We start from the raw sequence: 11,236 nt of genomic DNA, 5'->3' as shown, positions 1-11,236 counted from the left end.
TAAAGTAGTTCAATTAATAGAATAGATTTGCTTCGGGCTTCCAATCCCTAAATGACAAAAAATATCTTAAATCTACTATTAAACAGAGCAAGTCTCTTTGGTAACTCTCCAAGTGCTAGAATCTAAATTTGCCAAATCTAGATTCTGCATTATTGCACCTATTTTTTTGTGCTTATTTGGATAGGTGGCGTGGATTTTATCTGCTTTTTGATGCTTTCTTGCAGGGCTTTGCATAGCGGGGATTTGTTGGTATAAGAGGGCGTGGCGGTGGGGATTAGCGCGCCATTTTTGCTCTCATAGCTAGTGATTATGCAGTTTTGCCTATCCGCGATAAAAAACTTTTGCGCCTCTTTTATATCGCGCTTATCGTCCATATCACTTGCGCGCGAGCCGACATTTGGCAGCAAATCATCGCTATCTATAGACTTTGCTACCTCTTTCTCGCAAAGCTTTTTTGTCGCGCTATTTAGGCTCGTAGAATCCGCGCAGATGTCATAATCAGTGTGAGCCAAAATCTCGCTCGCCTCATTGGGCTTAACTTCAATATGCAAAATCATCTTGGCATTATACAGCTGTGTCAAATACTCATGCGCCCAATAAAGTGCTAGCTTTCCCAAAAGAATTTCGCTATATTCTGACTCATTGCTATCGTCAGACTCATCATATTCGCCAGCATAGTCAAAAAACCGCACGATTTCACCTAGCTGCTGCTCGCTAATCCCAGATCTTCTCAAACTGCTAAAAAAATCCTCTACGGCTTCCTCCTGACCTCCTGGCGTCATTATCATATAGCTGACATAGCCATCAAAGCCGTGATTTGCGATACTTGTGATGCGCGCTTTGTTTTTGGGCGTTTGTAGCTCTTTTGATGCATTTGCGACGATATAAAACTCTGTAGAATGCCCGCAAGTAGAAGAATCGCAAAAATCAGACACAGGAAGTGTGGCTACAAAATCAAAGAATCTCGCATAATCCTTGCTAGAGTTAGTAGCCACGCTTCTTACAAATCGCTCTTGATCAGCAGAAATATTTTCTAGGACTCTCCACCCTGAGCCTATCCACCCTGCATCCATATCTTGGTTATAAAGACCAATCACTGCTAGCAAAATCGAGCGCAAATACTTCCTATAGAGCTCCACAAATGCCTTTTCTCTAGCAAGGCTCGCGCTAGATTCTAGATCATCAAGAAATGATAGATTGTGCTTTTCGTAGGTTTTGATGAAATTTATCACGCGCGCTTGCGGACTATTCTCAAAGGCGACTTTGCCTTGCGAATCATCGTCTGCGTCGTCATCGTCCATATCATCATCTATGCCGCCACCATTTTGGCGCAGATCTTTTAGCAGCGCCAAAAAGTCTTTTTCAGTGATTGGCTTATCGCTTATAGCTGGCTTTTTTGGCGCGGGTTTGGTGTTTGTGGCACTTGTAGTATTTGGCAAATCTTGCGCCAAAGCATAAGGCGCACTAAAGCCAAATGCCATGATGATAAAAATCCCGCGTATTTTGTGTAGAAAATTTTTCAGATTTTTCATTTTGCTTCCTTTTGCTCAATTAAAATATTACTTTGCAAGCCTAAAACTGCAAAAAATTAAAAAGCTAGATTCTAAGAAAATTTTAGAAATTCGTCAATTAAGACAAGGTAGAATACGCGTGCGAAAGTGACTTAAACTAAGGCGGGCGAGATTTAAGCGCCTTATGATGATGCAATTTAATTAAGGAATAAAGTGTTTGCGCGTATAACTCAAAAACTTCAAGCTACCTCTATACAGACAAAAAATGAGATTTTGCTCTACATTATTGTGGGGATTTTTTTGCTCTGTTCATTTACCGGATTTTTGGCGTTGGCGGGGCTAAAGGCGGATTATGACAGCAACTATCCAAGCCAAAAATTTAGCGTGCTTTCTATTAATGAGATAAATTCACTTTATGAAGATGCCCTTCGGAGTGTGGATTCTAAGCAAGGCGAGGTGCAAAGTCGCGCGACACAGGAGCTAGCCCAAATCCACCTTTTGTGGGAAGAATACAAAGAAAATCTGCGTTTGCAAGATAGCGCGCATAGGTTTTTGCATACTATTAAGCAAACATATCAGAATCTCTTTTTGCAAGATTTGCGTGCAAAAATCCTCGCGCTTCAAGCCGAGCAAAGCGCGCTTTCAAGCGAGATAGATTCCATCCTTAGCGCGCAAATTTCAAAAGAGCATAACAAGCTTTTTTTGAGGCTTTTGCATATCAACATCGAGCTTTCAAGTCTCAATAAGGAAGTGAGCGATTCTATTTATCAAAGTAGCCTTATGCTTCTTGGGTTTTTTGTGCTGCTTTTAGCGAGCCTCTTTTTTATGCTTTCAAAAACAATCACAGATTCTATTAATAACGCGTATAATTCCCTAGAAAGCCTTGTGGCACAAAAAACTAACGAGCTTCAGATTCTCAATGCAAACTTGCAAAAATCAATCGAGCACGAAGTTAAGCAAAACCAGCAAAAAGATTTGCTCATCTATCAGCAGGCGCGCCTTGCGTCAATGGGCGAAATGATACATAATATCGCGCATCAATGGCGCCAGCCACTTAACGCGCTAACCTTGCTCATACAAAGCTTTCAGAGCAAATTTAAAGCAGGCAAGTTAGATTCTGTGTTTATTGATTCTCAAACGCAGTTGGGGCTAAAGATTGCAAAAAATATGTCAGAGACGATTGAGAGCTTTAGTAGCTTTTTCCGCCCAAACAAAGAAAAAAGCCATTTTAGTGTCAACAAGGCGATTTTGGATTCTTTGGAGCTTATTAAAAGCGTGCTGGAGGATGATAGCATTAAGGTGGATTTGGATATTCGCGGGGATTATGAAGTGCTAGGATATGAAAATGCTTTTACGCAGGTGCTTTTGGTGCTTTTAAACAACGCCATTGATGCATTTAGAATCCGCAAAGTGGCAAAAAATCAGCGCCATATCCAAATAAGCATACACACTTGCCCCAGCGATAATGATGAAAGCTTATGTATCCGCGTGAGGGATAATGCGGGCGGGATTTTGCTAGAGGATATTAATAAGATTTTTGAGCCCTATTTTACCACCAAGCACAAAGCCGCTGGGATAGGAATCGGGCTTTATATGGCAAAGCAGATTGTCGAAAAGCAGTTTTATGGCGCAATGGGCGTGCAAAATATTGAGTTTTTAGACGGAAAAACTTATAATGGCGCGCTGTTTAGTATCATTATCCCTTACAAACAAAACGACATTAAGGAAGACAAGCTCAATGAACCAATGTCTCAAAGACTTAAATGTATTGTATGCAGAGGACGATAGCGAGACGCTAAAGCTTACAGCAATGCTGTTAGAAGATTATGTAAGAAATCTTTTTGTGGCAAAAAATGGGCGCGAGGCGTGGCGATTATTTAGAAAGCACAAAATTGATCTTGTGATCACAGATGTTTTGATGCCAAAAATTAGCGGGCTAGAGTTAACGCATCTTATCCGTGCTTCAGAGCAGCCAAACACGCCTATAATCATCACTTCCGCGCATACGGAGGTAAAATATTTGCTTGAGGCAATCGAGCAAAAAGTCGATGGCTATATGGTGAAGCCAATCAATTTGGATTCTCTACTAAAAAGCATGCAAAAGGCGATTTTGCCTTTCCTTCAGGCGCAAGAGATAAAAGCACAGAATCTGCTTATCGACACCATTTCTACCTTTGTGGGCGGGAAAAAAATTGAGATTATTAAATTTCTCATCGAGCATTGCGATGAAAATAACACCTTCCATGGCTCATATGAGGATATTTTGCAAGGGCTCAATGTTAGCAAACCAACAATTGTAAAGACCTTTAAACAGCTCCTTGATACGGGGATTCTCATCAAAATAAAAAATAAAGTTTATCAATTCCACCCAGATTTTGTGCCGAGCAAATCTTAAGCTTGTATTAACTTGCATTTAAGCAAAGATTACCTATAATCGCGCTTTTTCAACCAGACCGCATAACACAACTTCTCCATACTTCACTAACCTAAGGAATCAAATGGCAGTAGAAAAAACCAGAACGCATACGCCTGTCGATGGCTACAAACTAGAGGATTTAAAAAGCAAATCTGTTAGCAAGCTTATTGAAATTGGCAAGGGGCTTGGGATTGAGAATCCGCAAGAATATTTGCGACAGGATTTGATTTTTGAGATTCTTAAAACGCAAGTCTCTCAAGGCGGCTACATCCTTTTTACCGGGACTTTGGAGATTATGAGCGAAGGGCATGGATTCTTGCGCGCTACGGAAAAAAGTTTTAGCAACAGCCAAAATGACACTTATGTTTCTCAAAGTCAAATCCGCCGTTTTGCGCTAAGGAATGGCGATATCGTCATCGGACAAGTGCGCCCGCCAAAGGATCAAGAGCGCTATTATGCATTGCTAAAAATCGAGGCGGTGAATTTTATTTCGCTTGATGAGATCAAAAACCGCCCGCTTTTTGACAATCTCACGCCACTTTTCCCCATAGAGCAGCTCAAGCTTGAATATCAATCAGACAAAGTCACAGGCAGGATGCTTGATTTATTTTCCCCCATTGGTAAGGGACAGCGCGCGCTTATTGTCGCGCCACCTCGCACAGGGAAAACCGAGCTTATGAAAGAGCTCGCGCATGGAATCTCTAAAAACCACCCAGAAGTAGAGCTCATCGTTTTGCTCGTAGATGAGCGCCCAGAGGAGGTTACAGATATGGAGCGCAGTGTCAAAGGGCAGGTGTTTAGCTCGACTTTTGACTTGCCCGCGACAAATCATATCCGCGTAGCCGAGCTTGTGATTGAAGGGGCAAAGAGAAAGGTTGAGATGGGAAAAGATGTTGTGATTTTGCTAGATTCTATCACGCGTCTTGCGCGCGCATACAATGCCGCAACGCCTTCAAGCGGGAAGGTGCTAAGCGGTGGCGTTGATGCAAATGCCTTGCATAAGCCAAAGCGCTTTTTTGGCGCAGCGCGTAATATCGAGCAGGGCGGGAGTTTGACAATTATCGCTACGGCACTTATTGATACAGGCTCGAGGATGGATGAAGTGATTTTTGAGGAATTTAAAGGCACAGGAAATAGCGAAATCGTGCTAGCGCGCAATATCGCAGATAGGAGAATCTATCCTGCGTTTGATATTTTGAAATCCGGCACGCGCAAAGATGAGTTGCTGCTTGGCAAAGATAAACTTGCAAAAGTGTGGGCGTTGCGCAATGTAATGCACCAAATGGACGATATTGAGGCTCTAAGCTTTGTGTATTCCAAAATGAAGCAGACTGAAAATAATGAAGAATTTTTAAACGCGATGAATCCGCAAGAGTGAGAATCTAAGGGATTAAGCATTGAAAGTAGGGGTATTTGATAGCGGAGTTGGCGGGCTTAGCGTTTTAAAAAGTTTGCTTGATGCGAAGCTTTTTAGCTCGATTGTGTATTATGGCGACACCGCGCGCGTGCCTTATGGGAGCAAGGATAAGGACACAATCGTGCGCTTTTGCCTTGAGGCGCTAGAATTTTTTCAAGCCCAAAATGTGGATATGCTTGTCATTGCGTGCAATACCGCGAGTGCGTATGCGTTAGATTCTCTAAAAAGATACGCGAGTTTCCCCGTCATTGGCGTGATTACGCCCGGTGTTATTGCTACGGATAATAAGATAAAAGACAAAGATTCTCAAATCCTAGTCATCGCCACAAAAGCCACCATCCACTCAAATCTCTATGCGACAAAGTTGCAAAATATCGGTTTTAAAAATATCCAAAGCCTAGCCACTGGGCTTTTTGTGCCATTTGTGGAGGAGGGGATTTTTAGCGGTGCGCCATTAGAAGCACTTTTTGAATATTATTTTAAAAACATCACCACACCGCCAAAGGCGCTTATCTTGGGTTGCACGCATTTTCCGCTTATTGCAGATTCTTTAAAAAAATATTTTGGAGATCAAACCCTGCTTATCCACAGCGGAGAGGCAATCGCGCAGTATATACAGACAAAATACAACCTAGCGCAAAATCAGAATTTGCAGAATCTAGAATTTTATGCAAGTGACGCCATTGAGACGCTCAAAAACACCGCCAGACTTTGGCTAGGCAAAGATTATCAAGTGCCATGAAAACCACCTTGCAAACTAGCCTATACAAAAGCCATTTTTTGTTTTTATTAGTGGCTTTGTTTGTCTTTTGTGGCTGTGGCGCGCAAATAAACATGCTTGCAAACACGCTATCAGCCAAAGAATGGGAAGTAAAGCGCCTAAGTATCAATGAGCGCGCATTTCGGATACAAAAAGGCGCACTTCTCACCTTTGATGCCACGCAACATAGAATCTTTGGCAACACCGGTTGTAACAACTACGCAGCGACTTTTGAATTTAGAGAAAAAAATATTTTCATTTCGCGCAAAACCTACACGCGCAAGCTTTGTCAAGATGAGGAGCTGATGTATTTTGAATTTGAATTTTTGCGCAATTTGGAGGGCGAATTTACCATCGCAAGCCTTGAGGAATACCTAAAAACGCTCACGCCTTACCAGCAAATCACCAACCCGGATTTGTTTAAGCGCAAGGATTCTAAAGAAATCATCGTGTTTTTCAATCGCTTCAAGGCGTATTTTCTCACCCAAAGTGGCGCAGAAGCATTTGAAATGGACGCATTACCGCAGGAGTAAAAATGAGCTTTTTGGTTGATGAAAATTTTGAATCTAGTGCCAAATCCCCGCAAGAAGCACTAGATTCTCTACTGATGAAAAGCGCAATCGCGCACGCGTGGGAATTCCAAACGCTATGCTTGCCAAATCCAAGCGTTGGCGCGTTGCTTTATTCCCCGCAATATGGAATCTTAGGCGTTGGCGCGCACAAGAGGGCAGGGGGCGCACATGCGGAAGTACATGCCTTTGCAAATGCCGCGCGCACCTTGTGGAAAATGCAGGGAAAAAATGACAAAATCCGCGCGCTAGATTCTCTTTTTTCACTTCTCTTGAGCGAGCAAAGCCACGCGCTGCATGAGTTTTTGAAAGCAAATGCGCGCGGGCTTTTTGCGCAATGCACCTTGTATGTGAGCTTAGAGCCTTGCAATCATTTTGGCAAAACCCCGCCTTGCGCGCAATTGATAGAATCTTTGCAGGTTAAGCGCGTGGTGATCGCGCATTTAGAATCTACTTTTGCGCAAGGTGGCGCGCAAAGGTTGCAGGAGTGTGGCATTGAAGTGGCAAGTGGCGTGTGTGAGAAAGAGGCACACGCGCTATTGTTGCCATTTTTGCGCCTTTCTCAAAATGGCGCTTTTAGGCTTTTTAAACTTGCGATGCGCTTAAATGGCGATTACAAAAGCGGGCAAATCTCAAGTCAAAGTGCGCGGATTTTCACGCATAATCAGCGCAGTGTGTGCGAGCGCATCATTGTTTCGGGGAAAACTTTTTTGCATGATTTGCCTAGGCTTGATTGTCGCTTTGCCAGCGCGCCTTTTGACAAAACGCATTTGCCAAAGATTGAGATACTCACGCGCAAAAGTTTTGATCCCCTGCAAAATAAAAATATAAAGGGGCGCGATGTGCGCGTGTGTGAGAATGCAGAAGAGCTTAGTTTGGCAAAAGGTTTTAGCATTATTGAGGGCGGATTCCCATTGATGGAAGGCTTAAAAAATCACATCGATATGCTTTTAATCCACCTTGCGCCAAATTTTCTTGCAAATTTTTTGCCACAGGCGCGCGCGGTGGATTTTGCAGAATCTGCTATTTTAGATTCTGCGCTTTCTCAAAACGACGCACTAACGCGCTTTAGCTTTGCTTTCACACAGCAAAAAGGCGAGGATTTAAGCCTATGGCTCACAAACTCTTAAATCTCTATCAATTAAGCGATGGCTACTGCTACAACACCGACAGCCTTTTGCTTGCCTTTTTTGCGCGGGAGTTTTTGAAGCCAAAAATGCGCCTTTTGGACATTGGCGCGGGTTGTGGGATTTTGGGGCTTTTGTGCGCACGCGAGGTGGGAGATTGCACGCTTGAGATGGTGGAGCTTGAGCAAAAAGCTTGTTTTTTAGCGCGCAAAAACGCACAAAATACGGACTTTGCTAAAACCGCGCTGGTGCATAATTGCAATATTTTTGATTTTTCCACGCCCACGCTTTTTGACTTTGTGATAAGCAACCCGCCTTTTTATAACGCTGGAATTTTGAAAAGCCCAAATGAGCGTAAGAATCTCGCGCGTGTGCAGGATTCTATGCCACTAGATTTATTTTTTAGGCACATTAAGCGTCTGCTAAAACCGCGCGGGAATCTCGTGCTTTGCTATGATGCAAGGGAGAGCGGGAGGCTTTTTTATGAGCTTTTTAGGGCTGGATTCTGCGCTCAAAATGCGCGCTTTGTGTATCCGCTTACAAATCGCAACGCAAGCCTTATTTTATTGCAAGCAAAGATTGACTACAAAGGCGCGCTCAATCTCTTACCCCCGCTTTTTACGCACAATAGCCCAAATCAGCAGGACAACACGCCAGAGCTTAAAGCCGTGTATGAGTGGGCGCGGACAAAGAGCATAAAAATAGAATCTAGCGCGATTAATGGAGATGATTTAAAGCAAATATAAAGCTACAACGCGCTAAAATGCGCGCTTCTTATTGCGCCAAAAAAGTTTTTGCAAAAGTTTTGCGGAAGTCTTATATCGGCGCAAGGCACGCGTTTCTAAGCGCTAACTTTATGAAAGGAGAATGACAATGCCAAAGATGAAAACAAATCGTGGCGCGGCAAAGCGTTTTAAGTTGAAAAAAAATGCGATCAAGCGTGGCAGTGCTTTCAAAAGTCACATTTTGACAAAGAAAAGCCCTAAGCGCAAAGCGCATCTCAACGCGCCAAAATATGTTCATAGCAGTAATGTTGATTCCGTGAAAAACCTACTTTGTATGGCGTAAGGAATCCACCTCCCCTTATGGCTTAAAGCTAGCAAGGGCAAGCGAGCGTAACGCTCACACCTAAAATAAAAAAGGTAAAGGAGAAAAAATGAGAGTAAAAACAGGCGTTGTCAGAAGAAGACGACATAAAAAGATTCTAAAGCTTGCGCGGGGCTTTTACAGCGGGCGCAGAAAGCATTTTAGAAAAGCAAAAGAGCAGTTGGAGCGCAGTCTTTGTTATGCGTTCCGCGATAGGAAGCGCAAAAAGCGCGATTTTAGGCGATTGTGGATTACGCGTATTAACGCAGCGTGCAGGATTCATGGCGTGAGCTACTCAAGATTTATGCATGCGCTCAAAGTTGCGGATATCCAGCTAGATCGCAAAGTGCTTGCAGATATGGCGATGAATGATGCCAAAGCATTTGAAAAAGTGCTTAAGAGTGTGAAGCTCTAAAATTTTCTTTTATTAATATAGATTCTAAGCTTTGCGGGCAAATCCGCAGAGCTATCCCCGGCTATTTTAGCTATTTTTGAAACCACTTCTGCGATTTCATATTTCTACAAAAATGCTACAATTTATAACAAAATCTCAAGGAAAATATTATGGAAATTTTACGCACAGCAGAGGAATTAAAGCAATATAGAGCGCATATACAATCTTTGCAGTTTGAAAATCTCGCGCAAAACAAAATCGCGTCTGAAAAATCCAAAGCACCCAAAGAAGCGCAATCCCTTGTCGCGTTTGAAAGTGTGGGCTTGGTGCCGACAATGGGTGCGCTTCATAATGGGCATAAAAGTTTGATTATGGAATCTAAAAAGCGCGATTTATGCACAATTGTAAGTATTTTTGTCAATCCTACGCAATTTGGCGCAGGCGAGGACTTTGCAAGTTATCCGCGCACGCTAGATTCTGATTTGCAAGTTTGCAAGGAAGCGGGAGTGAGCGCGGTTTTTGCTCCAAGTGCTGAAACGCTGTATGCGGATATGGCGCAAAGCACCAATGAAAGTGGGTTTGATGAAGTGGGGCTTTTGCCACCAAAATCAATGGGCTATATGCTGGAAGGTTTTGATCGCCCTACGCATTTTAGTGGTGTGTTGCAAGTGGTGCTAAAGCTTTTTAATCTTGCACGCCCCACGCGCGCATATTTTGGTAAAAAGGACGCGCAACAAGTGCTCATCATTCAAAAAATGGTGAGAGATTTTTTTCTGCCACTTGAGATTGTGCCTTGCCCTATTGTGCGTGATTTTGATGGTTTAGCACTTAGTTCGCGCAATATTTATCTAAGCCAAAGTGAGCGTGAAATTGCGCTTTGTATCCCGCGCACCATCGAGCTTTTGCAAGAAAAAATCGCTCAAGGCGTGCATGATATTTCAACGCTTGAAAGTCTAGCAAGGCAAAATCTTAAAGCCACACATATTTTTTACGCGAAATTTTTTGACAGGAATTTGAGGCGTTTAGAATCCTTGCAAAAAGATAACAGTATTTTTTTGTTAAGCGCGCGCGTTGGGCGCACACGACTTTTGGATAATTTTTGGTATTAACCCATTATCCCGCCGTTGATAGCATCGATATAGTGGAGCTTATGCACGACGCTACTTAGCAAGCCTTTGAGCTGGAGGTTTTGTACATCATTTGAGGCGATTTTTTCAAACTCATCAAAGCTAAGTTTTTGGGAATTATCGCGCAGATAACGCATCGCACTAAGCTCGGCATAATCAATAAGCCCGCTCATTTTAAGCGTATCAGCGAGATTGTCAAAGCTCTGCTTTGAGTTAAACGCGCCTAGCACATCTTCGCGGACTTCAAGGGATTTTTTTAGCATTGAAGAGGCTTCAAAGTAATCCTTAATCTCTGGCGCAGTGGGAATCTCTGAAATATCTTTGAGTGTCTGTTGTTGAGAAATTTCAGTCAGAGGCTTAATTTGTTGCAATTGAAAGTCCTGCACTTCCTCGCGCGGGGTGCTTGGCAGACTTTGATTGTAGGCCTCTTGCCTGTAAAGTGTATTAAGATAATTCATAGAATCTACATTCATCGACGAAAACTCCTAGACTTCTTAAAAGATTTTCTTAAGCAGCTAGCAAAAAATATTCCTTTATGATTGGTTTTGTTTTATTGTTTTGCAAATTAACCCATTCTATCATTGCAAGTGTAAGCGTTGTATTTGCCTACAACTCTTTTTTGTCATTGCTAGCGCAAGCGAAGCAATCCATTTTTAGAACCTAAGCTTTTTTAGAATCTTGTTTGTATTTTTGAATTCCCTTAAAAGATTCCATTTTTCAGAATCTTTTTGTTTAGCTCATTCCCACTTAGATTCTTTGTGTTTTCTTTTTGCAGGGGGAAGGGGGCGTGAATTGCGAAGTTGCTCCCCTTCCCCCTGCACCCCTAACC

12 protein-coding genes are annotated in these 11,236 nt (G+C 42.7%); 10 read left to right on the top strand and 2 right to left on the bottom strand.

The genetic code is table 11. The features are described from left to right. Positions 1-158: 158 nt before the first annotated feature. Positions 159-1,532, bottom strand: a complete 1,374-nt coding sequence (locus tag CQA49_RS05805) for a hypothetical protein (RefSeq protein ID WP_115575026.1) — start codon at positions 1,530-1,532, stop codon at positions 159-161. Between the two features lie 192 nt (positions 1,533-1,724). Between CQA49_RS05805 and CQA49_RS05800 the strand changes: the two genes are divergently transcribed. From CQA49_RS05800 to panC, 10 genes are all read left to right on the top strand, one after another. Beyond that, the gene (locus tag CQA49_RS05800) at positions 1,725-3,299 is read left to right on the top strand and encodes a sensor histidine kinase (protein WP_115575025.1); all 1,575 of its coding nucleotides are present in this window, start codon (positions 1,725-1,727) and stop codon (positions 3,297-3,299) included. Beyond that, positions 3,250-3,906, top strand: a complete 657-nt coding sequence (locus CQA49_RS05795) for a response regulator (protein ID WP_115575024.1) — start codon at positions 3,250-3,252, stop codon at positions 3,904-3,906. The genes CQA49_RS05800 and CQA49_RS05795 overlap by 50 nt, the downstream gene beginning before the upstream one ends. Positions 3,907-4,009: 103 nt before the next feature. Further along, positions 4,010-5,305, top strand: a complete 1,296-nt coding sequence (gene rho, locus CQA49_RS05790) for a transcription termination factor Rho (protein WP_115575023.1) — start codon at positions 4,010-4,012, stop codon at positions 5,303-5,305. Positions 5,306-5,324: 19 nt separating this feature from the next. Then, positions 5,325-6,086 (top strand): glutamate racemase, encoded by a 762-nt coding sequence (gene murI, locus CQA49_RS05785; RefSeq protein ID WP_115575022.1) that lies wholly within the window; start codon positions 5,325-5,327, stop codon positions 6,084-6,086. After that, positions 6,083-6,637, top strand: a complete 555-nt coding sequence (locus CQA49_RS05780; RefSeq protein ID WP_115575021.1) for an META domain-containing protein — start codon at positions 6,083-6,085, stop codon at positions 6,635-6,637. Before murI ends, CQA49_RS05780 begins: the two co-directional genes overlap by 4 nt. Positions 6,638-6,639: 2 nt before the next feature. Further along, positions 6,640-7,803 carry a bifunctional diaminohydroxyphosphoribosylaminopyrimidine deaminase/5-amino-6-(5-phosphoribosylamino)uracil reductase RibD gene (ribD, locus tag CQA49_RS05775; RefSeq protein ID WP_115575020.1) on the top strand — a complete coding sequence of 388 codons (1,164 nt, stop codon included), beginning with the start codon at positions 6,640-6,642 and terminating at the stop codon, positions 7,801-7,803. Further along, positions 7,785-8,546, top strand: coding sequence for a tRNA1(Val) (adenine(37)-N6)-methyltransferase (locus tag CQA49_RS05770; protein ID WP_115575019.1), 762 nt, complete (start codon positions 7,785-7,787; stop codon positions 8,544-8,546). Before ribD ends, CQA49_RS05770 begins: the two co-directional genes overlap by 19 nt. A gap of 127 nt (positions 8,547-8,673) precedes the next feature. After that, the gene (rpmI, locus tag CQA49_RS05765; protein WP_115575018.1) at positions 8,674-8,868 is read left to right on the top strand and encodes a 50S ribosomal protein L35; all 195 of its coding nucleotides are present in this window, start codon (positions 8,674-8,676) and stop codon (positions 8,866-8,868) included. A gap of 88 nt (positions 8,869-8,956) precedes the next feature. Further along, on the top strand, positions 8,957-9,301 hold the full coding sequence (gene rplT / locus CQA49_RS05760; protein ID WP_115575017.1) for a 50S ribosomal protein L20: 345 nt from the start codon (positions 8,957-8,959) through the stop codon (positions 9,299-9,301). 314 nt (positions 9,302-9,615) lie between these two features. Further along, positions 9,616-10,389 carry a pantoate--beta-alanine ligase gene (gene panC, locus CQA49_RS05755; protein ID WP_408938913.1) on the top strand — a complete coding sequence of 258 codons (774 nt, stop codon included), beginning with the start codon at positions 9,616-9,618 and terminating at the stop codon, positions 10,387-10,389. Here panC and CQA49_RS05750 read toward each other — a convergent pair. Beyond that, positions 10,386-10,880: a hypothetical protein gene (locus tag CQA49_RS05750; RefSeq protein ID WP_115575015.1), complete on the bottom strand. Its 495-nt coding sequence runs from the start codon at positions 10,878-10,880 to the stop codon at positions 10,386-10,388. The two genes, panC and CQA49_RS05750, sit on opposite strands and share 4 nt — an antisense overlap. Between the last annotated feature and the right edge of the window lie 356 nt (positions 10,881-11,236).

The organism is Helicobacter sp. MIT 00-7814 (assembly GCF_003364115.1).
Classification (GTDB): domain Bacteria; phylum Campylobacterota; class Campylobacteria; order Campylobacterales; family Helicobacteraceae; genus Helicobacter_F.
The sequence above is the reverse complement of the archived record's forward strand: the minus strand, read 5'-3'. Positions and strand labels throughout refer to the sequence as shown.

Excerpts from the sequence above, each read along its gene's own strand:
- CQA49_RS05805 (WP_115575026.1), bottom strand. The coding sequence starts at position 1,532 with ATGAAAAATCTGAAAAATTTTCTACACAAAATACGCGGGATTTTTATC.
- CQA49_RS05795 (WP_115575024.1), top strand. The coding sequence starts at position 3,250 with ATGAACCAATGTCTCAAAGACTTAAATGTATTGTATGCAGAGGACGAT.
- rho (WP_115575023.1), top strand. The coding sequence starts at position 4,010 with ATGGCAGTAGAAAAAACCAGAACGCATACGCCTGTCGATGGCTACAAA.
- CQA49_RS05780 (WP_115575021.1), top strand. The coding sequence starts at position 6,083 with ATGAAAACCACCTTGCAAACTAGCCTATACAAAAGCCATTTTTTGTTT.
- ribD (WP_115575020.1), top strand. The coding sequence starts at position 6,640 with ATGAGCTTTTTGGTTGATGAAAATTTTGAATCTAGTGCCAAATCCCCG.
- CQA49_RS05770 (WP_115575019.1), top strand. The coding sequence starts at position 7,785 with ATGGCTCACAAACTCTTAAATCTCTATCAATTAAGCGATGGCTACTGC.
- rpmI (WP_115575018.1), top strand. The coding sequence starts at position 8,674 with ATGCCAAAGATGAAAACAAATCGTGGCGCGGCAAAGCGTTTTAAGTTG.
- rplT (WP_115575017.1), top strand. The coding sequence starts at position 8,957 with ATGAGAGTAAAAACAGGCGTTGTCAGAAGAAGACGACATAAAAAGATT.
- panC (WP_408938913.1), top strand. The coding sequence starts at position 9,616 with ATGGGTGCGCTTCATAATGGGCATAAAAGTTTGATTATGGAATCTAAA.
- CQA49_RS05750 (WP_115575015.1), bottom strand. The coding sequence starts at position 10,880 with ATGAATGTAGATTCTATGAATTATCTTAATACACTTTACAGGCAAGAG.